Source organism: Kitasatospora sp. NPDC034533 (assembly GCF_055575155.1).
On the sequence record NZ_JBVITE010000030.1, the window covers coordinates 33162 to 58440 of the forward strand.

15 protein-coding genes are annotated in these 25279 nt (G+C 75.7%); 2 read left to right on the forward strand and 13 right to left on the reverse strand.

Annotated features, from left to right (window positions below):
• Positions 1-26: 26 nt before the first annotated feature.
• The 4 genes from ACZ55U_RS21265 to ACZ55U_RS21280 all read right to left on the reverse strand — a co-directional run bounded on the left by ACZ55U_RS21265 (position 27) and on the right by ACZ55U_RS21280 (position 5967).
• On the reverse strand, positions 27-1430 hold the full coding sequence (locus ACZ55U_RS21265; protein WP_465527751.1) for a dipeptidase: 1404 nt from the start codon (positions 1428-1430) through the stop codon (positions 27-29).
• A 211-nt stretch (positions 1431-1641) separates the two neighbouring features.
• Positions 1642-4512 carry an ABC transporter permease gene (locus ACZ55U_RS21270; RefSeq protein WP_465527753.1) on the reverse strand — a complete coding sequence of 957 codons (2871 nt, stop codon included), beginning with the start codon at positions 4510-4512 and terminating at the stop codon, positions 1642-1644.
• A complete protein-coding gene (locus tag ACZ55U_RS21275) occupies positions 4509-5273 on the reverse strand; it encodes an ABC transporter ATP-binding protein (protein WP_465527755.1) in 765 nt (254 codons plus the stop codon). The genes ACZ55U_RS21270 and ACZ55U_RS21275 overlap by 4 nt, the downstream gene beginning before the upstream one ends.
• A 67-nt stretch (positions 5274-5340) precedes the next feature.
• Positions 5341-5967 carry a PadR family transcriptional regulator gene (locus ACZ55U_RS21280; RefSeq protein WP_465527757.1) on the reverse strand — a complete coding sequence of 209 codons (627 nt, stop codon included), beginning with the start codon at positions 5965-5967 and terminating at the stop codon, positions 5341-5343.
• A gap of 79 nt (positions 5968-6046) precedes the next feature.
• Between ACZ55U_RS21280 and ACZ55U_RS21285 the strand changes: the two genes are divergently transcribed.
• Positions 6047-7018, forward strand: coding sequence for an endonuclease/exonuclease/phosphatase family protein (locus tag ACZ55U_RS21285; protein ID WP_465527759.1), 972 nt, complete (start codon positions 6047-6049; stop codon positions 7016-7018).
• Between the two features lie 26 nt (positions 7019-7044).
• Here ACZ55U_RS21285 and ACZ55U_RS21290 read toward each other — a convergent pair whose 3' ends face one another.
• The 4 genes from ACZ55U_RS21290 to ACZ55U_RS21305 all read right to left on the reverse strand — a co-directional run bounded on the left by ACZ55U_RS21290 (position 7045) and on the right by ACZ55U_RS21305 (position 15580).
• Positions 7045-8253, reverse strand: coding sequence for a PP2C family protein-serine/threonine phosphatase (locus ACZ55U_RS21290; protein WP_465527761.1), 1209 nt, complete (start codon positions 8251-8253; stop codon positions 7045-7047).
• A 191-nt stretch (positions 8254-8444) separates the two neighbouring features.
• On the reverse strand, positions 8445-11708 hold the full coding sequence (locus ACZ55U_RS21295; protein WP_465527763.1) for a UvrD-helicase domain-containing protein: 3264 nt from the start codon (positions 11706-11708) through the stop codon (positions 8445-8447).
• A 45-nt stretch (positions 11709-11753) separates the two neighbouring features.
• Entirely contained in the window at positions 11754-15074 is a 3321-nt protein-coding gene (locus ACZ55U_RS21300; RefSeq protein ID WP_465527765.1) for an ATP-dependent helicase, read from the reverse strand.
• 149 nt (positions 15075-15223) lie between these two features.
• Positions 15224-15580, reverse strand: coding sequence for an MGMT family protein (locus tag ACZ55U_RS21305; RefSeq protein ID WP_465527767.1), 357 nt, complete (start codon positions 15578-15580; stop codon positions 15224-15226).
• A 138-nt stretch (positions 15581-15718) separates the two neighbouring features.
• On the opposite strand from ACZ55U_RS21305, the gene ACZ55U_RS21310 reads away from it, so the two are divergent.
• Positions 15719-18508 (forward strand): flippase-like domain-containing protein, encoded by a 2790-nt coding sequence (locus ACZ55U_RS21310; RefSeq protein ID WP_465527769.1) that lies wholly within the window; start codon positions 15719-15721, stop codon positions 18506-18508.
• A 64-nt stretch (positions 18509-18572) separates the two neighbouring features.
• Here ACZ55U_RS21310 and moeZ read toward each other — a convergent pair whose 3' ends face one another.
• The 5 genes from moeZ to ACZ55U_RS21335 all read right to left on the reverse strand — a co-directional run bounded on the left by moeZ (position 18573) and on the right by ACZ55U_RS21335 (position 25153).
• Positions 18573-19751, reverse strand: coding sequence for an adenylyltransferase/sulfurtransferase MoeZ (gene moeZ, locus ACZ55U_RS21315; protein ID WP_465527771.1), 1179 nt, complete (start codon positions 19749-19751; stop codon positions 18573-18575).
• Positions 19752-19967: 216 nt separating this feature from the next.
• The gene (locus ACZ55U_RS21320) at positions 19968-20987 is read right to left on the reverse strand and encodes an NAD-dependent epimerase/dehydratase family protein (RefSeq protein WP_465527773.1); all 1020 of its coding nucleotides are present in this window, start codon (positions 20985-20987) and stop codon (positions 19968-19970) included.
• Positions 20988-21115: 128 nt separating this feature from the next.
• On the reverse strand, positions 21116-22102 hold the full coding sequence (locus ACZ55U_RS21325; RefSeq protein ID WP_465527775.1) for a hypothetical protein: 987 nt from the start codon (positions 22100-22102) through the stop codon (positions 21116-21118).
• Positions 22102-23754, reverse strand: a complete 1653-nt coding sequence (locus ACZ55U_RS21330; RefSeq protein WP_465527777.1) for a DUF3492 domain-containing protein — start codon at positions 23752-23754, stop codon at positions 22102-22104. The genes ACZ55U_RS21325 and ACZ55U_RS21330 overlap by 1 nt, the downstream gene beginning before the upstream one ends.
• A gap of 496 nt (positions 23755-24250) precedes the next feature.
• A complete protein-coding gene (locus tag ACZ55U_RS21335; protein WP_465527779.1) occupies positions 24251-25153 on the reverse strand; it encodes an alpha/beta fold hydrolase in 903 nt (300 codons plus the stop codon).
• Between the last annotated feature and the right edge of the window lie 126 nt (positions 25154-25279).

Consider the following 25279-nt stretch of genomic DNA (forward strand, 5'->3'; position numbering starts at 1 on the left):
GGCTGCCATGGTGCGCGCGGCGGGGGTCATGCCCCCGGCCGGAAGTTCTCGGCCAGGTCGCCCCAGAGGTACGCGGCGGTCTCCACGCCCTTGGCCAGCAGGTCCAGCTCGACCTTCTCGTTGACCGAGTGCCAGCCGTCCGAAGGCACCGAGATGCCGAGGAACAGCACCGGCGCGCCCAGCACGTCCTGGAGGTCGGCGGCGGGGCCGGAGCCGCCCTCGCGGGTGAAGAGGATCTTCTGCTCGAAGGCCCGCCCCATGGCGCGGACGGTGGACTGGAGCGCCGGGTGGTCCAGCGGGGTCAGGCAGGGCCGGGTGGCGCCCGGGAAGACCAGCTCGTACCGCACGCCCTCGGGCACCCGCTCGGCCACCCAGGCGCGGACGGCGTCGCGGACCTTCTCGACCTCCTGCCCGGCGACCAGCCGGAAGGACAGCTTGAGGTGCGCCGAGGCCGGGACGATGGTCTTGCCGCCGGGGCCGGTGTAGCCGCCCCAGATGCCGTTGACCTCGGCGGTCGGGCGGGCCCAGATCCGCTCCAGGGTGGAGTAGCCGGCCTCGCCGCGGGTGCCGTACGACTTGGCGACCTTCAGCCACTGCTCCTCGTCGAAGGGCAGCTCGGCGAACAGCTCGCGCTCGCGCTCGGTCAGTTCGATGACGCCGTCGTAGAAGCCCGGGATCGCGACCTTGCGGTCGCCGTCGTGCAGGGCGGCGGCCATCTCGGCCGCGACCTGGGCCGGGTTGGGGACGGCGCCGCCGAAGGAGCCGGAGTGGATGTCGGTGTCCGGCCCGTACAGGTCGATCTGGGCGTCGGCCAGACCGCGCATGCCGGTGCAGACGGTCGGCGTGGTCGCGGACCACATGCCGGTGTCCGAGATGACGACCACGTCCGAGGCCAGCCGCCCGGCCTCGCGCCGGACCAGGTCGGCGAAGTGCGGCGAGCCGGACTCCTCCTCGCCCTCGATCAGCAGCTTCAGGTTGACGGCCGGCGCGGTGCGGCCGGTGGCGGCCAGGTGGGCACGCACGCCCAGGGTGTGGAAGAACACCTGGCCCTTGTCGTCGGCGGCGCCGCGCGCGTACAGCCGGCCGTCGACCACGGTCGGGGTGAACGGCTCGGTCTCCCAGCCGTCCTCCTTCGCCGCGGGCTGCACGTCGTGGTGCCCGTAGACCAGGACGGTGGGCGCGGCCGGGTCCCCGGAGGGCCACTCGGCGAACACCGCCGGGAGTCCGTCGGTCTCCCACACCTCGGCCACCGGGAAGCCGGTCTCGCGCAGCTTGGCGGCGAGCCACTCGGCCGATCGCCGCACGTCGCCGGCCCGGGCCGGATCGGCGGAGACCGAGGGGATGGCCAGCCACTCGGAGAGGTCGGCGAGGAAGGCGGCCTGGTGCTGGTCGATGTAGGAGCGGACGGCGCTGTCCGGGGTTTTCGTCATACCGACGACTGTAGTTCGCCGGTGCGCCTGCCCGCCCCGGCCGTCCGGCTGCCGGGCCCCGTCAGGGCTGTAACCTCCGTCACCCCCGCCTCCCCGTCACCGCCGGAAGCCCGCCGCCCCCGCCACCGGAAGCGGCGGACGGGGGCGGCGGGCGAACGGCGGACGGGCCGACGGGCCGACGGGCGGGACGGCCGGGAGCCGGGCGCGGCCCTCAGCCCGAGCGGCGCAGCAGGGTGATCCGCGAGCGGGTCACCAGCGCCGCGAGGGCGGCGGCGAGGACCGGCAGCAGCACCACGGTGGCGGCGATGACGGGCCACGGGAAGACCAGGATCGCCTTGTCGGCGAGCTCCTCGCCGCCGCTCCCGGAGCCGCTGCCCGCCGCGGCCTGGACCTTGCGCAGCGCCACTCCGGGCACCAGCCCGCTGACCACGCCGAGCAGGGCGCCCATGGCGGCGATCACGCCGCACTGGAATCCGGACAGCGAGCGCCGGATGCGTGGTTCGGCGCCGACCGCCGCGAGGGTGGTCAGGTCGCGCTGGGAGTCGGCGGCGGCCAGCCCGGTGGCGATGCCGGCCGCGCCGAGGGCGACGAGCGCGGCGAAGACGTTCAGGCCGAGCCGGATCAGGTCGGTCCGGCTCTGGTAGCCGCGTTCCACCTCCAGCACGTCGTGGCTGCTGAGCTTGCCGAGCGCGCCGTTGGCCTTCTGCTGGGCGCTGTCGGTGGGCGCGGTCGCGGGCAGCCAGACCGAGCCGGCCGGGACCGTGCGGAAGCCGAGCCGGGCGGTGGTGTCCGGGCTGATCACGGCCATGCCGGAGGCCGGAACCGCGGCGTCGGCGACCACGGCGTCCACGGTGATCTCGGTCTGGACGGGCTTGTCCTGCGAGGCCGGGGAGGAGGGAGGGAGGGGAAGGGTCACCCGGAGGACGGCCTTGCCGTCCTTGACGTAGCGCGGGTCGAAGAGCACGGCCTTGCCGGCGGCGAGGGCCTGGGCGGCGCCCTGGTCGGTGACGCCGAAGAGGTTGCGCAGCAGGGTGGCGTCGCCGGCCGTCAGCTCGGGGAACCGGATGCCCCGGTTGCTGGTGATCTGGCAGCGCTTGTCCGATTTCAATGTCCGCGCCTGCTCCTCGGGTGAGGAGTCGTCGGCCGCTTCGAAGACGGGGCAGCGCTGTTCCTTGGGCAGTTCGACGCTGATGTTGCCGCAGTAGGCGCCTTCGACGCAGTCGGCCCTGGGGTCGACGCGCTGGACGTCGGCGCGCGGGCCGAGTTCGGGGATGCTGCGTTCGACGGCCTCGCGCATCTGCGGCAGCAGCTTGCTCTCGGGGCCGTCCATCCAGCCGTTGCCGAGCATGACGGCGCCGGCCGGGCCGGAGGGGAGGTAGTCGCGGCGCTGCTGCTCGTCGGAGCTGGCCACGTAGACGCTGACCGCGACGGAGCCGGCGACGGCGGCCATCACGGCGGCGACGGCGGGTGCGGTGCGGCCGCGGTGGCGGACCGAGTCGCGCAGGGCGAGCCGGGGGCCGAGCGGGAGCACGCGGCCGATCCGGCCGAACAGTCCGACCAGGTAGGGCACGAGGGCGACCATGCCGAGTTCGGCGACGGCCGAGCCGCCGAGGACGGCGAAGCTGCTGTTGCCGATGCCGCTGGTGGCGCCGTACAGGGCGAGGGCCGCGCCGCCGGCGAGCATCAGCAGGCCGAGGAGGGCGAGCTTGCGGCTGGGCGGCTTGAGGGTGTCGCGGCCGGTGAGCGCGGCGACGACGTCCTGGCGGGAGGCCTGGACGGCGGGCACGACGGCAGCCAGCAGTCCGGTGGCGAGGCCGACCAGGAGGATGCCGAGCAGGTCGAGCGGCGGCAGGGCGAAGTGGCCGAAGCGCTGGCCGGAGTACTCCTCGGCGTTGGTGCGCAGCAGGGCGACGAGGCCGATGCCGAGGCCGAGGCCGACGGCGGCGCCGGTGAGGCCGAGGACGATGCCGCCGCCGAGGACGACGGCGCGGACGTTGGCGCGGTCACCGCCCGCGGCGGCGAGCAGTCCGAGCTGGCGGCGGGAGCGGCGGGCGCCGACGGCGAAGGCGGGGCCGGCCAGGAGGACGATCTCCAGCAGGGCCATGCCGGCGACGGTGGCGAGGATGACGATGTCGGTCCGGTCGAAGTAGCTGGTCGGCGGGCCGCCGCGCTGCCTCGCCTCCGAGTAGTAGGGGACGTCGGCGCGGGCGGGCGGGTTCGCGAGGACGGCGCGTGAGGTGACTTTGAAGCCGTGCTCGTTGAGTTCCTTGACCTTGGGCCAGTCGAGGGTGGTGCCGGCCGGGAGCTTGACCAGCCAGCGGCTGGGTTCGTCGGAGTCCTTGCCGCCGGTGGTGACGGTGCCTGCCGACGGCTTGGGGAGCCGGCTGAGCAGGGTGCCGGGGCGGGCGGTGATCTCGGGGGCGGTCAGGTCGCCGGGGTACTCGTAGACGCCGGTGATGGTGAAGGGGGTGGCTTCCAGGCCGCGGACGGCGGTCCTGTCGCCGATCTTGAGTCCGGAGCGCTTGAGGAAGTCCCGGGTGACGGCGGCTTCGGTGTCGGCGGCGGGGGCGCGGCCCTTGACCAGGTCGATCCGGCCCTGCCAGACCGGGTCGGTCAGGTCGGCTTCGCTGACCCGGGTGTTGAGCAGGCCTTCGGCGCTGCTCGCGGCGGTGAAGGGGCCGGAGAGTTCGGGGACCAGGACCGCTCCGGCCGGGAGCAGCCGGCGGGCGAGGTCGGCGGGCGGGGTGTCGAGGGCGCGTTGCTGCGCGGGGGTGTACGTGGGGGCTGCGCCGTTCTTGGTGTCCTCCTTGGGGTCCTTGAGGCTGAATCCGTCGTCGGGGTCGGGGGCCTGGGTGACGGCGGATCCGCGTTCGACCATGGTGAGTTCGCCGGCCGCCTGGCCCATGAGCCGGACGGTGCGTTCGGCGGTGGTGAGTTCGGCGCTGCGGAAGACCACGTCGGCGCCGGTGACGCCGAGGACGGGCAGCGCCACCATGGCGATGACGAGGGCGCTGCGGCCCTTGGCGCGCAGGGCGTCGCGGCGGGCGATGCGCAGGGCGACCCTCCAGGCGCTGAGCTTCACTCGTCCACCTTCAGGCTGTTGCCGGCGGCGCTGACGAGCAGGCTGGCGGCGTCCTGGCTGGTGGACTCGTCGACCATCCGGCCGTCGCGCAGGAAGACGACCCGGTCGGCCCAGGCGGCGTGCCGGGCCTCGTGGGTGACCATCATGGCGGCGGCGCCGGCGTCGCAGCGGGCGCGCAGCACGGCGAGGACGGCTTCGCCGGTGGTGGAGTCGAGGGCGCCGGTGGGTTCGTCGGCGAGGACGAGGCGGCGGTCGCCGATCAGGGCGCGGGCGATGGCCACGCGCTGCTGCTGGCCGCCGGACATGTCGTCGGGGAAGCGGTCGGCGAGTTCGGGGATGCCGAGTTCCTGGAGGGCGGCGAGGGCCTCGCGGCGGGCGGCGCGGGTGGACAGCCCGTCGAGTTCGCGCGGCAGGGAGATGTTCTCGGCGGCGGTGAGCGCCGGTATCAGGTTGTAGTCCTGGAAGACGTAGCCGACGGAGCGGCGGCGGACCTGGGCGAGTTTCTTGCGGTTGAGGTCGCCGAGGGCGGTGCCCTCGACGAGGACCCGGCCGCTGCTCGGGGTGTCGAGGCCGCCGGCCAGGGTGAGCAGGGTCGACTTGCCGGAGCCGGAGGGGCCCATGACGGCGACGAACTCGCCGGGGTGGACCTTGAGGTCGACGCCGCGCAGCGCCTGGACCTCGGCGGCGCCGTGGCCGTGGACGCGGGTGACGTTCTCCAGGTGGAGCACCGGCGTCCGCCTGGACGGTTCGGTGTGGGACATGGATTCCCCCCTTGTGCTGGGTGTACGCCCGGTGTCGGGACCGGGTCTGGTGGTTCGGGTGCCGGGATCAGGCGCGCAGGCGGCGGCCTCGCCTGGTGGGCGCGGCGCCGTCGCGGGCGGCCTCGGCGGTGCGGGCCTGCCGCAGTTCGGCCTGCTGGGCGAGCCGGGTCTCGCAGTGGTCGAGCCAGCGGATCTCGGCTTCGGTCTGGAAGATCAGCTGGTCGAGGACGAGCAGCCAGGCGAGGTCGTTGCTCTCGGAGGAGGCGGTGCCGGGCCCCGGCTCGCCGGCCAGGGCGCGGCCCTTGAGCCGGGTGTAGTCCTGGAGCGCCTTGACGCTGTGGCGGCGCTGGCCCTGGACGACGGCGGAGACGTCCACTCCGGGGACGGTCACCGCCATGGCGAGCTTGATCGCCAGTTCGTCGCGCGGGGGGTTGGTCCGGGGCACCGGGGTGTCGAACCAGTTCCGCAGTTCGGCGCGGCCGGCGTCGGTCACGGCGTAGAACTGGTGGCCCTCGTCGTCCTCCCCCGCGGCTTCGACCAGTCCGTCGCGCTCCAGGCGCGACAGCGTGGTGTAGACCTGCCCGACGTTGAGTGGCCAGGTGGCGCCGGTGCGCGCCTCGAACTCGGTGCGCAGCTGGTAGCCGTAGCGCGGGCCCTGGTCGAGCAGGGCGAGCAGACCGTGACGGATGGACATACCGAGTATGTATACCCGGTATGCAGCACCGTCTCAAGCCGGACCCCCCTCCCCCGGCGACCGGGTACCGTCGTGCGGTGTGAGCCAGTTGCGCATCGCCACCTTCAACCTGCTGCACGGTCAGCCGCTCGCCCCGGACGGCGCCCCGCGGCCCTACCCGTCCGACGCCGGCGGCCCGTTGGCCGAGGCGGTGGCCGCCCTGGACGCCGACGTGCTGGCGCTCCAGGAGGTGGACCGGCACCAGTCGCGCTCGGGCGGCACCGACCAGGCCGCGGTGGCGGCCGCGGCGATGGGCGCCGGGGACTGGCGCTTCGCCGCGGCGCTGCACGGCCGCCCGGCGCCGGTGGCCGGCTGGGTGCCGGAGCCGGGCGGGCCGAACGGCCTGCGGGTGTACGGGCCGGGCGAGGTGGGGGACGGCGCCCTGCCCTCGTACGGGACGGCCCTGCTGACGAGGCTCCCGGTGCGGCACTGGCGGGCCCGGCGGTTCGCCCCGGCGCCGTTCGGGCTGCCGCTGCGGGTGGCCGGGCGGCGCGGGCTGACGCCGGTGCCGGACGAGCCCCGGGCCGCGCTGGCGGCCGTCCTGGAGGGCGAGCGCGGCCCGTTCACCGTGGTGGCCGCGCACCTGTCCTTCGTGCCCGGCTGGAACATGGCGCAGCTGGCGGGCATCCGGCGCTGGATCGCCGACCTGCCGCAGCCGTACCTGGTGCTGGGGGACTTCAACCTGGTCGGCGCGGTGCCGCGCACGGTGCTCGGCGGGGCGACGGCGCTGGAGCGCGGCGCGCCGCGGGTGCGGGTGCGCGAGCTGCGGGCGGCCCGGCGGGCCCGGCCGGCGCTGGCCGAACCGCGCCGGCGCCGGGTGCGCGAGCCGCGCGCCCGGCTCCAGGGCTGGTACGACCTGGCGCGCACTCCGACCTATCCCTCGCACCGGCCGGCGGTGCAGTTCGACCACGTCCTGGCGATCGGCGTGCCGCGCGCGGCGGTGGGCCCGGCGGCGGCGCCGCGCGCGGCGGTGTCGGACCACCGGCCGCTGCTGGTCGAGGTGTCCCTGTAGCGCCTGCCGGGTGCGCCGGGGCCCGTCTACTGGTGGGTCAGGACCCCGGCCTGCTGGGGGAGGTGGACGGCGTTCGCGAGCCGGACGGGGCCGCCGAGGGAGGGCGGGGGGTCGAACTGGAGGAGCAGCATGGCCGCGTCGTCGCCGAGTTGGCGTCCGACGTGGCGCACCACGTCCTCGTGCAGGCGCTGCAGGACGTCGGCCGGGCGGCCGTCGGCGCAGCGCGGGAAGCGTTCGGCGAGCGGGTAGAAGACGCCGGCGCGGTTGCGGGCCTCGATCACCCCGTCGGTGAACAGCAGGACCCGGTCCTCGTCCTGGAGCAGGATCCGGTGCACCGGCGGGCGGACGTCGGCCGGATCGAGGACGCCCAGCGGCGGTACGGTCTCGGCGAGTTCGAGCGGGCGGACGTCCTCGCCGCGCAGCAGCAGCGGAGCGGGGTGGCCGCAGTTGACGATCTCCGTGGTGCCGTCGGGGCGGACGCCGATCAGCACCAGGGTGACGAACTCCTCCTCCACGCCGGGGTGGTCGTTCTCGTGCAGGGCGCGGTCGAGGCTGTCGGCGAGCCAGCCGGCCACCCTGTCGAGGGCGGGTTCCTGGTGGGCGGCCTCCCGGAAGGCGCCGAGCACGGCGGCGGCGGTCTCCACCGCGCCGAGCCCCTTGCCGCGGACGTCGCCGACCACGGCCCGCACCCCGTGCCGGGTGTTGACGACTTCGTAGAGGTCCCCGCCGATCCGGGCGTGGGCGGCGGCGGCCTCGTAGTGGACTGCGGCCCGGACGGTGCCGACGCGTTCGGGGACGGGCCGCAGCAGGACCCGGCGGGCGATGGAGGCGACGAGCTGGGCGTCGGCCAGGGCCCGTTCCTGGCGCAGTCTCAGGGTGGCGCTGACCCAGCCGATCGCGGCCACGAGCAGGATCGCGAAGACGCTGGCGACGTGCACGGACTCGTCGAGGGTGTCGCTGCGGAAGGCCATCAGGAAGGCGGCGGCCTCGGTGCCCAGGCCGATGGCGAGCGGGTACCAGGTGCGGCGGCTGACCACGGCGGCCAGCGCGGGGACGGCGGTGAGGGCCGGTTCGACGGTCACCTCGGTGCCGCTGAGGTAGTCGAGGGCGACGATCAGCACCATGCCGATGAACGGCAGCGCCAGCGCCGTCCTCGGCCAGGTGCCGGTCGCGCGCGGAGCGGGGCCCGGGGTCGGCCCGGTGAACCGCTCTCTGATCCATCCGGTCGCGCTCAACTTCGGTTTCTCCAGCAGAAGACGCCGATGCCCAAGGGCACCTGCGGTGATGACTGAGGGTTAGGGAATGCGGGCCTCGCTGGCGGCCGGAGCTCGGGGGTTGACCGGTTACCGACCCCACAATAGGCGCGAAACGTGCACGACGCACAGGTTTCGGGCGCCGGCGTGATGACTTGGATGCTCTGCGTGACTCAATAGTCACTGTTCCCGATCAGAAGCCGTTCCAACTCTTTTCGGGCGGGAAGTCCTGCCGGGCGGACGATCCGGCCGCTGCGGACGTACAGGAACGAGGCCGTGACCTGCTCGGGATCGACGCCCGCGTGCTCGGCCCAGGCCAGCCGGTAGACCGCGAGCTGCAACGGGTCGGCGGTCTCCTCCCGGTGGGTCTTCCAGTCCACCACTTCGTAGCGTGACCCACCACCGGATTCCGACAACCCGTCATCTTCCCGGTAGACCGCGTCGATGCGACCCCGCACCACCCGGCCCGCCAGCACCAGCTGGAACGGCGCTTCCACCCGGTGGGGCTTGCGCTGGGCGTACGGGGTGCGCAGGAACGCCTCCTTGAGCCGCTCCAGGTCCTGCTCGTCCTCGATGCCGTCGTCGTCGGCGCCGGGCAGCGCGCCGGGCTCGACCAGCAGCAGCGGCTCGATCCGGGACTGCACCCAGGCGTGGAAGCGGGTGCCGCGCCGGGCCGCGGGCTGCGGGGGGCGGGGCATCGGGCGGGCCAGGTCGTGGGCGAAGCCGTCCGGGTCGGCGGCCAGCCGCAGCAGCTGGGTGGCGGAGAGCGCGGCGGGCAGCGGCACCTCCCGGGCGGTGCGCCGGGAGCGCTCCAACTCGCCCAGCAGCGCGGTCAGGTCGCGGTCCCAGGAGGCCACCTGGCGCTGGTCCTCGGGAGCCATCTCCTCGGGCTCCGGGGCCGGCGCCCCGGCGAGGCGGGCGCGCACCACCTCGGCGACCCGGCGGCGGGCGTGCTGGGCGGCCGGGTCCAGCGGCAGCGGCCAGGGGCGCTCGACCGGGGCGGCCAGCGCCGGGTTCTCGGCGCCCTTCTCCGGCTGCTCGGCCCAGTGCTCGACCTCGCCCGCGCCGGGCCGCTCGCAGTGCTCGCGCAGTGCCTCCAGGAAGGCGGAGGGGCCGCGGACGGTCTTCTGGCTCGGGCCCCACCAGTGCCCGGAGGCCAGCAGCAGCGACCGGGGCCGGGTGAACGCCACGTAGCCCAGGCGCAGTTCCTCGGTGGCGGAGTGCTCGGCCAGTTCCTTCCTGAACGCCGTCATCGACTTCCCGTTCCAGCCGCCGCGCACGTCGGGCAGGGTCGCGGCGTCGCCGCGCAGGGCGTGCGGGAGCACGCGCTTGGCGCTCGTCCAGCGTTCGCGCGGGCTCGACGACGGGAACGCGCCCCGCACCAGGCCGGGGACGGCCACCACGTCCCACTCCAGGCCCTTGGACTTGTGCGCGGTGAGCACCTTCACGGTGTCCTCTCCGCCGGGCAGGCTGCTGTCCAGGCCGCGCTCGTACTCCTGGGCGGCGCGCAGGAAGCCCAGGAAGGCGGCCAGGCCGGGGTCGCCGTCGAGATCGGCGAAGGAGGCGGCGACGTCCAGGAAGGCGTGCAGGGTCTCCCGCCGCCGGGCGGCCAGGGCCCGCGGGGAGGCGGCGAGTTCGACCTCCAGGCCGGTGACGGACAGCACCCGGTGCAGCACGTCCATCAGCGGGTCGGCGAGCGAGCGGCGCAGCTCGCGCAGCTCGGCGGCGAGGCGGGCGAAGCGCACCCGGGCCTCGGCGGAGAACGGCAGGTCGTCGGGCTGGTCGGGATCGAGGAAGGTCTCCACCGCGTCGGCCAGCGAGACCACCTCGGTCGGGTCGGCCTCGGCGACGGCCGCGGCCAGCGCCTCGACGCCCTCGGAACGGTCGGTCCGGACCAGGTCGGCGGCCCGGCGGCCGAGCAGCGCGAGGTCCCGCGGGCCTATCCGCCAGCGCGGGCCGATCAGCAGGCGCACCAGCGCGGCGTTGGCGGTCGGGTCCTGCAGCACCTCGCAGACCGCCACCAGGTCGGCCACCTCGGGCAGTTGCAGCAGCCCGCCGAGGCCCACCACCTCGACCGGCACCTCCCGGGCGACCAGCGCGGCGTGGATGTCCGGGAAGGCCGCGCCGCCGCGGCACAGCACGGCGATCCGGCCCGGCGCGGTGCCGGTGCGCACCAGGTGGGCGATCGAGTCGGCCAGCCAGCCGATCTCCTCGGCGTGGGTGGGCAGCAGCGCCGCCCGGACGAAGCCGTCCTGCTCGGCGCCGGGGGCCGGGCGCAGCGCCTCGACGCCCTCGTGCATCTCGCGCAGCGGGGCGGCGAGCTCGTTGGCGAAGGCGAGCAGGCGGCCGCCGCTGCGGCGGTTCTCGCTGAGCGCGTAGCGGTCGGCGGGGCGGCCGTCGGCCTTCGGGAAGTGCCGGGGGAAGTCGTCGAGGTTGGCGACGGAGGCGCCGCGCCAGCCGTAGATCGCCTGGCAGGGATCGCCGACGGCGGTCACCGGGTGGCCGCCGCCGGTGCGGGCGCCGTCGGCGGGCGCGGCGCCGTCGCCGGAGGAGGAGGAGGAGGCGCCCCCGGGCCCGGCGCCGAAGAGGCCGGCCAGCATCAGCCGCTGGGCGACCGAGGTGTCCTGGTACTCGTCCAGGAGCACCACCTTGAACTGGCCGCGCAGCAGCTCGCCGACCTCGGGGCGCTGCTGGGCCAGGCGGGCGGCGGCGGCGATCTGGTCGCCGAAGTCCATCAGCCCGGCGGAGCGCTTGCGCCGCCGGTAGTCCTCGACCAGGCGCAGCAGTTCCAGCCGGGCCCGGGAGGTGGCCGGGACGGCCCGCAGGTCGTCGTTGGTGAGCTTGACGGTGGCGAGGGTGTCCAGCAGCCGTTCGTCGAAGTCGCGCAGGGTCTGCGGCTCGACGAGGTGTTCGGCGAGTTCGCCGTCCAGCGCGGTCAGGTCGGCGACCAGGTTGGCGAAGGTGCCGGTGAGCGCGGGGAACGGGCCGCGGGCGGTGCGCAGCACCTTGGCGGCGAGCTGGAAGCGGGTGGCGTCGGCGAGCAGCCGCACGTCCGGTTCGATGCCGATCCGCAGGCCGTGCTCCTTGAGCAGGCGGCCGGCGAAGGCGTGGTAGGTGGAGATCTCCGGGTCGCCGAGCGGTTCGGCGGCGTCCCGGTCGCTGACGCCGGCGCGCAGCAGGGCGGCGCGGACGCGTTCGGCGAGTTCGCCGGCGGCCTTGTTGGTGAAGGTGAGGCCGAGCACCTCCTCGGGCCGCACCGCGCCGGAGCCGACCAGCCAGACCACCCGGGCGGCCATCACGGTGGTCTTGCCGGAGCCGGCGCCGGCCACGATCACGGCCGGTTCCAGGGGGGCCCCGATGGCCGCCATCTGCTCCCGGTTGAACGGGATCCCCAGCAGCTCCTTGAGCTGGTCGGGATGGCTGAGCACGGCGGTCACCACGCAACGGTAACCGGAGCGGCGGACATTCCCGGCCGACCGGCCTCACTCCACCAGCTGGGCACCGTCGCGCTGGGCGGAGCAGCTGCGGCGGAAGGAGCAGCGGTCGCAGCCGCCGCCGGTCCGCGGGACGAAGCGTTCGGCGAGGACCTTCCCGGCCGCCTCGGCGAGCAGGTTCTCGATCCACGGCTCGCCCTCGGGCGGCTCCTGGCGCTGCACCTTGGGGGTGTCCTGGGCGGCCTTGGCGGCGGGCTCGCGCAGGTGGACGAGTTCGGCGCCGCCGGTGTCCGGCGCCTTCCCGTCGAAGCCGGGGAGTTCGTTGAGGGCGCCGGCCCGGACGGCGAGCTGGTAGACGGCGAGCTGCTTGTGCTCGGGCAGCGACTTGTCGGCGGGTATCTGCTTGCCGGTCTTGAAGTCGACGACGTAGGCGCGGCCGGCGGTGTCCTTCTCCACCCGGTCCATCGAGCCGCGGATGCGGACCTGGACGCCGCCGACGTCGAGGGTGACGTCGAAGCCGTGCTCGGTGGCGACCAGGTCCCGGCCGCGTTCCAGGACGTGCCAGTTGAGGAAGCGCTCCAGGGCGGCCCGGGCCTCGGACTTCTCCTGCTGGGACTTCCAGGGCGCGTCGAAGGCCAGCGCGTCCCAGACGGTGTCCAGCCGTTCCATCAGCACGGCGAGGTCGGCGGGGGTGCGGCCGGAGCCGACCTCGTCGGCGAGGGCGTGCACCACGTTGCCGAAGCCCTGGGCGGCCGAGCCGGCTCCGCGCGCCTTGACCTCCTTGTCCAGGAACCACTGGAGGGAGCAGTTCTCCAGCTGTTCCAGGCCGCTGCCGGAGAGCCGGACGGGGGCGTCGGCGCTGCGCAGCGGCTCGGGGGCGGCGGTCGGGTCGTCCAGGCCCCACCAGCGCTCGGGGTGGGCGGCGGGCACCAGCGGCTGTCCGTCCTCGTCGGTGGCGGCGGCGAGGGTGGCGAGGCGTTCGGCGGCGGCGCGGCGCAGTTCGGGCGAGCGGGCGGGGTCGACGGTGACGGCGCGCAGTTCGGCGACCAGCGCGGCGACGGACAGCGGGCGGCGCGGGCGGTGGGTGACGTCCTCGACGGTGACCGGCGGGGTGCGGCGCACCGTCCTGCCGGTGGCGGGGTCGACGTCCTCGCGGTAGAGCTCGCGCAGGAAGCGGGAGGGTTCGTCGCCGTCGTCGGCGGGGGCCTTGACGGCGGTGACGATCAGGCGTTCCTTGGCGCGGGTGGCGGCGACGTAGAAGAGCCGGCGCTCCTCGCCGAGCAGGGCGCCCGGGGAGAGCGGTTCGGCGAGGCCGTCACGGCCGATCCGGTCGGCTTCGAGGAGGGAGCCGCGGCGGCGCAGGTCGGGCCAGAGGCCGTCCTGGACGCCGGCCACCACGACCAGGCGCCACTCCAGGCCCTTGGAGCGGTGGGCGGTCATCAGCCGGACGGCTTCGGGGCGTACGGCGCGGACGGTGAGGGTGTCGGCGGCGATGTCCTGGGCTTCGAGTTCGGCGAGCAGGTCGAGGGCGCTGCGGTGGCCGGTGACCTGTTCCTCGGCGCGGGCGGCGGTCTCGAACAGGGCGCACAGCGCGTCCAGGTCGCGGTCGGCGTTGCGGCCGGCGGCGCCGCCGCGCAGGGCGGCCCGTTCCAGGCGCTCGCGCCAGCGGCGGCTGCCGTCCCAGAGCTCCCAGAGCGCCTCCTCGGCGGTGCAGCCGCCGGCCAGCAGTTCCCGGACCTTGCGCAGCAGGGTGCCGAGGTCGCGGGCGCGGCGGGCGTGCGCGGGGTCGAGGGCGACGAGCCGCTCGGGTTCGGCGAGGGCCTCGCGGATGAGTTCGCCGGCCGGGCGGGGCGCGGTGGAGGGCCGGCCGTCGGCGCGCAGCGCGGCGCGTTCCTCCTCGCGCAGGGCGCGGCCGAGGCGGCGCAGGTCGGAGCCGTCGAGGCCGCCGAGCGGGCCGGTGAGCAGGGCGTGGGCCAGGTCGGTGGTGAGCGGGTCGGGGGCGTCCGGGTCGCCCTGCTTGTCGCGGGCGGCCTGCTGGGCGCAGACCCGCAGGGCGAGCAGCAGGTGGGCGACGGCCGGTTCCTCGCGCAGCGGCAGGTCGTCGCCGTCGATCTCCAGCGGGACGCCGGCGGCGCCCAGGGCCCGCCGCACGCCGGGGATGGAGCGGGCGCCGGCCCGGACCAGGACGGCCATCTCGCCCCAGGGGACGCCGTCCTCCAGGTGGGCGCGGCGCAGCAGGTCGGCGATCGAGTCGAGTTCGGCGCCGGGGGTCGGGTAGGTGTAGACCTCGACCCGGCCGCCCTCGCGGGAGGGCAGCAGGGCGCGGTGCTGGGCGAGCTTGTCGGCGGGCAGCCGGCCCATCGGCATCCGGCGGGCGATCTCGCGGGAGGCGGCGAGCAGGACGGCGCCGGAGCGGCGGGAGACCCGCAGGACCTTGACCTCGGCGGGGGTTCCGTCGGCGTTCCGGAAGGTCTGCGGGAAGTCGAGGATGCCGTTGATGTCGGCGCCGCGGAAGGCGTAGATCGACTGGTCCGGGTCGCCGACGGCGACGAGGTCGCCCCCGCCGCCGGCGAGCCGGCGCAGCAGCCGGACCTGGGAGGGGTCGGTGTCCTGGTACTCGTCGACGAAGACCACCTCGTAGCGGCGCCGCAACTCCTGTCCGACCTCGGGGCGTTCGGCGAGCAGCACGGCGCGGTGGACGAGTTCGGCGTAGTCGAGGACGCCGCGCAGGTCGAGGACGTCGAGGTAGTCGGCCAGGAAGTGCGCGGCGGCGGCCCAGTCGGGGCGCTGGACGCCCTGGGCGAAGCGTTCCAGTTCGGCCTCGCCGAGTCCGAGTTCGCGGCTGCGGGCGAGGACGGCGCGGACCTCGTCGGCGAAGCCGCGGGTGGTCAGGCAGGCCCGCAGGTCCAGCGGCCAGGCGATCCGGCTCAGGCCGCGTTTGGCGTCCTCGGCGCCGCCGGCGAGCAGTTCGCGGACCATGACGTCCTGTTCGGGGCCGGAGAGCAGCCGCAGGGGTTCGGCGTAGTCCTGGGGGTCCTGGTGGGCGCGCAGCAGGGCGTAGCAGAAGGAGTGGAAGGTGGTGGCCTGCGGGGCGGCGGCGGAGCTGCCGAGGCGGCCGGACATGCGGTCGCGCAGTTCCATCGCGGCCTTGCGGCTGAAGGTGAGGACGAGGATCCGCTCGGGGTCGGTGCCGTCCGCGATCCGCCGGGCGACGGCCTCGACGAGGGTCGTGGTCTTGCCGGTGCCGGGCCCGGCCAGGACCAGCAGCGGTCCGCCGGCGTGCTCGACCACGGCGCGCTGGTAGGCGTCCAGCACGGGCGGGTCGGGCTGGACGAGCGGGCTGCGCACGAGCCGGTAGGGGGAGGTCACGAACTCGGTCCTGGGGTCGAACGGTGGGGCGGGGCGGGGCACGGCGGGGGCGGGCCGCGACGGGCCCGCCCGCATCGAGCCTACGATCCTGCCCCGTCAATCCGGTCCGTGCGGCGGTTTCCGCTCACTCGCCCGTTCGCCCTCCCCGTTCACCGGCCGGGGAGCTCGCCGTTCCAACGGGCCCGCTTGAGGTCGACCCGGACGGGGTCGGCGAGCTCGCGCAGCGGGGTCCCCTCCTCGCCGTAGTGGGCGAGGGCGCGCCGTTCGTGGCCGGGCAGCAGGCGGCCGTCGGCGCGGACCACCCGCCACCAGGGCACCGAGCCGCCGTACAGGGCCATCACCCGGCCGACCTGCCGGGGGCCGCCCTGGCCCAGGTACTCGGCGACGTCGCCGTAGGTCATCACCCTGCCGGGTGGAATCCGCTCGGTCAGGTCGAGCACCAGTTCGGCGAAGGGGGGCAGGGCATCCGGGAGGCCGTCCTCTGTCGCGTCCGTCACCTGCGGCATTCTTCCCCAAGGAGGCGCGTCCGGGGGCCCGTGCGAACGATCCGCCGCGCCCGATCCGCCCCCTGTCCCGCGCGGGGAGCCGGAGCATGCCACCATCTTCCGGGGCGGTGAGTGGTGATACGAGGACAACAAGACCAGATGACCGGGACGGCTGACGTGGGCGTGGACAAGGACTCCGACGAGTCCTCCGCCGCCGTGCCCCCGGCCGCCGGCGACGAGGGTGAAGGCCGGCCCGGACCGGGGCCGACGCCGGAAGTCTCCCTGATCAAGGACCGGATGATCAAGACCCCCACCCCCTCGAAGACCCCCGGGAACACCTCCGGGAAGCCCCCCGCCCAGGAGCCCCCGGAGGAGACCCCCGCCCAGGGGCCCGGCCCCCAGGAGCCCGACGGCCCGCCCGGGCCCCGCGGCGAGGACCACGACGACGTCCACGGCCACGACCCGCTGGACGACGCCCCGCACCTGGACGTCGACGAGCCGCTGCTCGCCGCCCGCGCGCACCGCCCGTCCGACCTGATCCGCTTCCTGGCCGGCGTCCTCGGCATCGTCGCCGTCTTCGTGCTGGCCGGCATCGCGACCTCGACCACCACCGGCATCGAGCAGGACATCGCCACCAACGCGCCGCACTTCTCCGCGGTGCTCTCCACCATCACCGGCCTGGTCTCCAGCGTCGCCGTGCTCGCGGTGCCGCTGGCCTTCGCCGTCGAGCGGCTGATCAAACGCGACGGCCTGCGGGTCGCCGACGGCGTGCTCGCCTCGGTGCTGGCGTACGGCGTCTCGCTCGGCATCGACTGGTGGGTGGCCGAAGGCGCCTCCCCGCACATCCGGGACGCGCTGACCCGGCTGCCGCTGGACAGCAACGGCAGCCTCACCGACCCGGTGCACGGCTACCTCGCCCCGGTGATCGCCTACATGACGGCCGTCGGCATGTCGAGCAGACCGCGCTGGCGGGTCGCCCTGTGGGTGGTGGTGCTCTTCAGCGGCGTCACCGAGCTGCTCGGCGGCTACACCACCCCGATGTCGCTGCTGCTCACCGTGCTGATCGGCTGGTCCGTCGCCTACGGCACGCTGTACGCGATCGGCTCCCCCAACATCCGGCCCACCGGCCAGCACCTGATGATCGGCCTGCGCAAGGTCGGCTTCACCCCGGCCGGCGCCGTCCGCGCCCCCGACGCCCCCGGCGGCACCCGCCGCTACCACGTCACCCAGCAGGGCGGCCCCCCGCTGGACGTGCACATCATCGACCGCGAGCAGCAGGCCTCCGGCTTCTTCTACCGGGCCTGGCGGCGGCTGCGGCTGCGCTCGGTGGCCGTCCGCCGCAGCCCCCAGTCCCTGCGCCAGGCGCTGGAGCAGGAGGCCCTGATCGCGTACGCGGCGGCCGCCTCCGGCGCCCGCGCGCCGCAGTTGGTCGCCACCTCCGAGCTCGGCCCGGACGCCGCGATCCTGGTCTACGAGAACCTCGACGGCCGCACCCTCGACGAGCTGGCCGACGAGGAGGTCACCGACCGGGTGATGGCCTCGATCTGGCAGTCGGTGGCCGCCCTGCACGAGCGCCGGATCGCGCACCGACGGCTCACCGGCGAGTCGCTGCTGGTGGTGGACGAGCGGAGCGCCTGCCTGGTCAACCTCTCCGGCGGCGACATCGCCGCCACCGACCTGACCCTGCGGATCGACGTCGCCCAGCTGCTCACCACCTTCGCGCTGCGGATCGGCCCGGAGCGGGCCGTGGCCACCGCCAACGCGGTGCTGGGCGCCGAGCGGGTGGCCCAGGCCCTGCCGCTGCTCCAGCCGGTCGGGATGAGCCGCTCCACCAGGGTCGACCTGGCCAAGCTCACCAAGGAGCGCAAGGCCGCCGCCCGGGCCCGGGCGCTGGAGCAGGTCGCGGCCGGGGAGCGCACCCAGGAGCAGGCCGAGGAGGACATCGCGGCGGCCGGCGAGGACCTGCTGAGCCGCATCCGCGGCCAGATCCTCCAGATCGCCCCCGAGGCGCCGATGGCCCCGGCCAAGCTGGAGCGGCTGAAGCCGAAGAGCCTGATCATGGTGATCGCGCTCACCTTCGCCGCCTACCTGGCCCTGACCACCATCAAGCCGGCCCAGCTCAAGCTCTCCCAGATGAACTGGGCCTGGGCCGCCGCCGCCCTGCTCGCCGCCGCCTTCAGCTACGTCGCCGCCGCGATGAGCCTGACCGGCTTCGTCCCCGAGAAGCTGCCGTTCCGGCGCACCGTCGCCGCCCAGCTGGCCGGCTCCTTCGTCAAGCTGGTCGCCCCCGCCGCGATCGGCGGCATCGCGCTCAACACCCGCTACCTCCAGAAGGCCGGCATCCGCTCCGGCCAGGCGGTGGCCTCGGTCGGCGCCTCCCAGCTGGCCGGCCTGGCCGGGCACCTGCTGCTGCTGTTCAGCTTCGGCCTGATCACCGGCAGCCAGACCAACGGCGACCTCTCCGCCTCCCGCGCGGTGATCATCGGGGTGCTGACGGCCGCCGTGCTCGCCCTGGTGGTGGCCGCCGTCGCGCCGCTGCGCCGGTTCGTCCTGGGCCGGCTGCGCTCGCTGTTCTTCGGCGTGGTGCCGCGGATGCTCGACCTGATGCAGACGCCCAGCAAGCTGGTCACCGGCTTCGGCGGCATCCTGCTGCTGACGCTCTCGTTCACCGCCTGCCTGGACTTCTCGGTGCAGGCCTTCGGCGGCGACGTCAGCTTCTCCGCCGTCGCGGTGGTCTTCCTGACCGCCAACGCGGCCGGCTCGGCGATCCCGACCCCCGGCGGCATCGGCCCCGTCGAGGTCGCCCTGATCGGCGCCCTGACCGTCGCGGACGTCTCCCCCACCATCGCCACCCCGGCCGTCTTCCTCTACCGGGCGCTCACCTTCTGGCTGCCGGTGCTGCCGGGCTGGATCGCCTACAACGTGCTCCAGCGCAGGAACGCCCTCTGAGGGTCCGGGCCGACACGACGGAGGGCCCGCCGTTCCCGGCGGGCCCTCCTCACGTGGGTGTCGGTCAGTAGACCGGCTTGTGCGGCTCGATCTGGTTCACCCAGCCGAGCACGCCGCCGCCCAGGTGGACGGCGTTGGCGAAGCCCGCGGCCTTGACCACGGCCAGCACCTCGGCCGAGCGCACGCCCGACTTGCAGTGCAGCACGATCTTCTTGTCCTGCGGCAGCTTCTCCAGCGCGTCGCCCATCAGGAACTCGTTCTTCGGGATCAGCACCGCGCCGGGGATGTTGACGATCTCGTACTCGCCGGGCTCGCGGACGTCGATGAGGTAGATGTCCTCCTCGTCGTCCTGCCACTGCTTGAGCTGCTGCGAGGTGATGGTCGAACCGGCGGCGGCGGCCTGCGCCTCCTCCGAGACGACGCCGCAGAAGGCCTCGTAGTCGATCAGCTCGGTGACCGTCGGGTTCTCGCCGCAGACGGCGCAGTTCGGGTCCTTGCGGACCTTCACCTGGCGGTAGTTCATCTCCAGGGCGTCGTAGATCATCAGCCGGCCGACCAGCGGGTCCCCGATGCCGGCCAGCAGCTTGATCGCCTCGTTGACCTGGATCGAGCCGATGGACGCGCACAGCACGCCCAGCACGCCGCCCTCGGCGCAGGAGGGGACCATGCCCGGCGGCGGGGCCTCCGGGTAGAGGCAGCGGTAGCAGGGGCCGTGCTCGGCCCAGAACACGCTGGCCTGGCCGTCGAAGCGGTAGATCGAGCCCCACACGTACGGCTTGCCGAGCAGCACCGCGGCGTCGTTCACCAGGTACCGGGTGGCGAAGTTGTCGGTGCCGTCCACGATCAGGTCGTAGCCGGAGAAGATCTCCAGGACGTTGGAGTTGTCGAGGCGCTCCTCGTGCAGCACCACGTCGACGTACGGGTTGATCTCCTTGACCGAGTCCCGCGCCGACTCCGCCTTGGAGCGGCCGACGTCCGACTGGCCGTGGATCACCTGGCGCTGGAGGTTCGACTCGTCGACCACGTCGAACTCGACGATGCCCAGCGTGCCGACACCGGCGGCGGCCAGGTAGAGCAGGGCGGGCGAACCGAGGCCGCCGGCGCCGACGCACAGCACCTTGGCGTTCTTCAGCCGCTTCTGCCCCGCCATGCCCACGTCCGGGATGATCAGGTGGCGGGAGTACCGGCGGACCTCGTCAACGGTGAGCTCGTCGGCCGGCTCGACCAGGGGTGGCAACGACACGGGGACTCCGATGGGTCTTGTTCGGATGGCCAGGGCCAACCTCGCTGTGGGGTTGTTGCTCCGCCACTCGGGTGGCTCTCTAGGCCAACAGTGTCACGCCCCTCCGCTATTCCGAGACAGCCATTCCGGCATGCGAGACGGGCCGCGCCGGATGGTGGAAGCCCCGGAAGGCGCCCCGGGCCCGTGGTTGACGGGCCCGGGCACCACGCGGCGCGTTCACACCCGGCAGGCCGTCTCCAGCCAGACGTCGCCGAGCGACTCCTCCAGCGGCACCTGCGTCCGCCATCCGAGACGGTCCCGGGCGGTGCGCACGTCCGCCTGCCGCCACGGCACCGGCTCGCCCGGCGCGGGCCGGCCCTCCGGACGGTGCCCCTCCGGACGGTGGCCGGGCAGGTGGTGGGCGACGGGGTGGTGGCCGCCCTGGTGGTGGCCCGGCAGGTGGTCGCTGCCCGCCCCGGCGGCCTGCGCCGGCAGCAGGACCTGCCGGTTCTCCTCGACGATCGTCCCCTCGAAGCCCGAGGCCCGCACCAGCAGCTGGGCCGCGTCCCGGGCCCGGACGGCGTGCCCGCTGCCGACGTTGATCACCCCGGTGGCGGCCGACACCGCGGCCGCCTGGATGGCCCGCGCGACGTCCCGCACGTCCACGAAATCCCGGTATCCGGACAGGTCCGGCATCCGCACCTGGTGCTCGTCCCGCTCCAGCGCCCGCCGCAGGCCCTCCGCGAGCCGCCCGAACAGCGAGGCGGTCGGCGCCCCCGGCCCCACCACGTCGAACACCCGCAGCACCGCGGCGTCCAGCCCGGAGGCCAGCACCAGCTCCGTCCCGGCCAGTTTGGACACCCCGTACGGGCCGACCGGCCGCGGCTCGGCCTGCTCGGACACCGGCACCCCGCCGGGCACCGGCCCGTACTCGGCGGCCGAGCCGACGTGCACCAGCCGGGCCGGCTCCCGGCTGCGGCGGATGGCCTCGCAGACGGTCGCGACGGCCAGCGTGTTCGACCGGACCAGGGTGCGCGAGCTGCCGTAGGTGGCGCCCGCGCAGTTGATCACCACCTGCGGCGCGACCGCGTCCAGGAACCGGGCCAGCGCGCCCGGGCTCCCGGTGGTCAGGTCGAAGCGGATGTCGGCCGAGTCGCGCCGGCCGAGCACCGTCACCTGCAACTCCTGGTCCATCATCAGACGGTCGGTGACCCGGCGGCCGATGAAGCCGTCGGCGCCCAGCAGCAGCACCCTCATCGGGGGTGTCCTTCCACGAAGCCAGCTCGGGACGACCTGGCGGACTGAAATTCGACGAACGGGACGAAAGCGGGGATCCACGGAGGATCCCGGGTGGGTCGACGGCGGGGGCGGTCGGCCGACGGCGCTCAGCGGTACGAGTCGGCCCGGCCGAGCACCGCCACGGCGTACGCCAGCAGCGCCGCCGCGACGGTGCCGCCGCCGAACAGCCAGGCCTCCGCGGCGGAGCGCCCCAGCGCGAGCGGCCCGAGCACCGCGGCGGCCCCGGCCGACGCCCCCACCGCGGCGGCGGCCGGCCGACCGCACCGCGCCAGCAGCACCGGCAGCACCAGCAGCAGGCCCGACACGCCCTGCGCCGCCCACGGGCCGGGTCCGGCCCGCTCGGCCGCCAGGTGCACCAGCCCGCCGCCCGGCCCCGGGCGCGGCGCCACGACCGCCAGCACGGCCAGCGCGGCGAAGCTCAGCACCCCGAGCACCGCCAGGTGCAGGGCCAGCGCCACCGGGAGCACCGGCCGCATCCGGGCCCGGAACCCGGCGAGGGTGTCGGCCGCACCGAGGTGGCCGCGGCCGACCTCCCGATACCAGCGGGCCACCCCCTCGGCCGGCCCCACCGAGACCGCCGCCGCCAGCGCCAGCGCGACGGCCGCCGGACGGTCCCCGCCCGAGGCGGCCGGCGGGAGCAGCAGCAGCGCGGCCAGGCCCGGCCCGTGCCCCGGCACCGCCGGGCGCGGCCGGGGCGACGGCCCCGCGCCGTCAGGCCCGACGCCGCACGGCAGCGCACCGGGTACGGCGCCCGGCGCCGCGGTGCGGACGGCCGCGCCCGGCGGCGCCGGGCGACGGGCGCCGAGCGCGGCCCGGACGGCGTCCCCGCCCGGCCGCCTCGGCACCGGCCCGGGCACCGGCGGGCGCCGGGGCACCCGGGCGTACAGCTCCTCGGCCAGCGCGAACAGGTCGGTGTGCCGGCAGCGGGCGGCGGCGTCCGCGCCCAGCCCGGCCTCCTCCAGTCCGGCGGCGATCTCCAGCGGGTCGACGGCGCGCTCGCACAGGTCCCGGTGCTCCGCCATGACCTCGCGCACCGGGTCCGCGCTGCCGCCGAGCGGCGTGCCGCCGGGCATCAGACGGCCCCCGCGAACTCGGCCGGCTGCCGCGGACCGGCCGGCGCGCCATCGCCGGCTCCCCCGACGGCCGGTCCCCCGACGCCCGAGCCCCCGACGGCCGGTCCCCCGACGCCCGAACCTCCGACGCCCGCACCGGCCGGACGGTCGGCCAGCCAGTACTCGGCGGGGCGGGCGAACGGGCGCGGCACCGGCCCGCCCCCGCCCCCGCCGCCCGGGAAGGCCGGGTACCGCGAGACCAGCTCCAGGTAGATCTCCCGGAACGCGTCGATCACCGGCTCCACGGCGAAGCGTTCCTGCGCCCGCAGCCGCCCGGCCAGCCCCAGCCGGCCGCGCCGCTCCTCGTCGCGCAGCAGCGCCAGGCAGGCCCCGGCCAGGGCCCCCGGATCGCCGGCGGGCACCAGCAGCCCGGTCGGCCCGACCACCTCGCGGGCCGCCCCGACGTCGGTGGAGACCACCGCCCGGCCGCTGAGCATCGCGTCCACCAGCAGCCGGGGGTCGCGCGGGGAGGGCTCCGGGAAGACCACCACCGTGCCCGACTCCCAGACCCCGGCGAGCGGGCCGGGCCGTCCGGCGAAGTCCACCGCCTCGGCCATCCCCAGCCGCCGCGCCACCGCCGCGCGGTGCGCCCGGTGGCCGGGCGCGGCCTCCTCGCCGTACAGCACCAGCCGGGTACCGGGCAGTTCGGCGCGGACCAGGGCGAGGGCGCGCAGCGCGGGTTCCGGGTCCCGGCCCGGCTCCGGTCCGCCGGCCCAGACCAGGGTCGGCGTCGCGGGCTCCGGCCCGGCGGCCGGGCGGTCCACGGCCGGGGTGCCCTCGGGGACCACCCGGATGCGCGCCGGGTCCGCGCCGCAGCGGAGCTGCCACCGCAGGTCGTGGGCGCTGCCGGGGGTGAGCAGCGCGGCGCGCCGGTAGGTCTCCCCGGTGAGCTCCCGGGAGAAGGCGAGCAGCAGGGCCCGCACCGGCCACCGGTACGGCCCCTCGCGGTGGCCGAGGTACTGCTCGCGCAGGTGGAGCCGGTGCTCGGTGACCACGAAGGGCACCCCGTGCAGCTGCCGGGCCACCAGGGCGGGCAGCGCGGCCGGGCCGCCGCCGACCACGTGGCACAGGTCGGCCGCGCCGAGGCCGCCCGGGCCGGTGCCGTACCAGGGCGCGGCCAGCGGGCGCAGGCACCGCTCCAGCAGCTCCGCCGCGACCGCCACGTCGTACGCGGACGGCCGCCCGGCCGCGGTGTCCGCGCCGGGCAGCCGCCAGGCGCGCTCCAGCAGCCGGCGGGCGGGTTCGGAGGCCAGGAAGGCGGACAGCGCGCCGTCCTCCCGGGCGAGCGCCGCCAGCCGGTACAGCGCGGGCCCGAAGCCGGCCCGTTCCCCGGGCAGCACCAGGGCCCGGAGCAGTCGCTCGTACGCCCCGGCGTACCGGCGTCTGCGCCGCGCCCCCGGGGCCCGGCCGCCCGGCCGGAGCGCCCACGGTGCCCACCGGTGGCCGCGCCGGGTGGGCGCCGGGTGGTCGTCGGCGTCCCGGCTCCACGGCCCGATCGCCGGGTACCGCTCGAACTCGTGCTCCGGCAGGCCCTGGACCAGCCGGTCGCACCAGTCTCCGGCGCCACGCTGGGGATGCGGACGGGCACCCTCGGTGAGCAGGGTAACGCGCACGGGAGACCTCCGGGGCAGAGCGGATTCGCTGGCGGGATCACGGGACGGATCGACGGATTTCCGGGCGGAGCGGGCGGTCGCCCGGGGCGCCCGGCACGGCGGCGGGGGCGGCCGGTCCGGAGTGCCGTGTTCCGTACCCCCGGGCAACCGCCCGCTCCGGCGGTCGGGCCCGACCCGCCGGGACCTCTCGGCCGCGGCCGCCCTCCGGTTCCTCCGGCGGCCGCGACTCCCCCACACCTGTTCGGTCCGACAGCAGAAAGGTAGGACCGGCCCGGGCCGATCCATCGGTCACATGCCTGCCTGCCACCTGATCGAGTGAACCGCAGTGACCTCGGCCCGAACCGGGCCGTTACCGGGCGGTATGCGCGGCCGCCCGCGCGCGCCCGACCCGGCCCGCCTCGGGCCCCGGGCCGCGGTCAGGCTCCGGCCCGCCTCGCCCCGGGCCCCGCCGCGGTCAGGCCCGGGCCCGCCTCGCCCCGGGCCCCGCCTGCCCCGGTCAGCCCCTGGCGCGCCCGATCAGCTCCCGCACCGCCCGGGCGACGTGGTCGGGGTGCTCCATCATCGCCACGTGCCCGGACTCCGGCAGCACCAGCAGCCGGGCGTCCGCGAAGACCTCGCAGGCCCGGTGGGCCGAGCGGTAGGAGACCAGCCGGTCACGCAGCCCGTACACCAGCAGCACCGGCGCCTTCACCTGCCCGGCCTGCCGCCACAGCGCCTGCTCGCCGCGCTCGGTGTACGCCGAGACGATGCCGCGGGCCGAACCGACCAGCGCCTGCATCGCGTGCGGCACCTCCAGCCGGCGCCGGTACTCGGCCACCGCCTCGGCCCGGACCTCCGGGCTCAGGCCCTCCGGGTCGCCGTAGACCAGCCGCAGCAGGTCCGCGGTGGCGGCCTCGGCGTCGCGCCCGCCCGCGGACAGCCGGCGCAGCAGCGCGGGCACCCCGGGCACCGCGAGCAGGCCGGTCGGCCAGGCGCTGCGCTGCGGCGGCAGCTCGGGCAGGGCCGGGGAGACCAGGGTGAGGCTGCGCACCAGGTCCGGGCGCAGGACGGCCAGCCGGACGGAGACCGCGCCGCCGAGGGAGTTGCCGAACAGGTGGACGGGGCCGCGGCCGGAGGCCTCCAGGTAGCCGATCACCGCGCGGACGTGACCGGAGACGGTGAGGTTGCCATCGGTGGGCGGGTGGGAGCGGCCGAAGCCGGGCAGGTCCAGGGCCTCGCCGTCGACCACCGCGGAGAGCCGGTCCATCAGGGCCTTCCAGTTGGCGGCCGAGCCGCCGAGGCCGTGCACGAAGAGCCCGGGCTCGCGCCCGTCGGCGGCGCCGTCCGTGAGCGGGCGGTGCACCGCGAGCACCGCACCCGGAACCTCGACCGTACGTACCTGCTGCTCAGCGCTGCTCATGGTGGACGATGGTAGTGAGCCGGGCCCGCGGGCCGACGCGGCGGGCACCCGGGGCCCGCCCGCGGCCGGCCGCCGCCTCCGCCGCACCACTGCCGACGCCGAGGTCAGCGCCGTATTGTGGGCTCC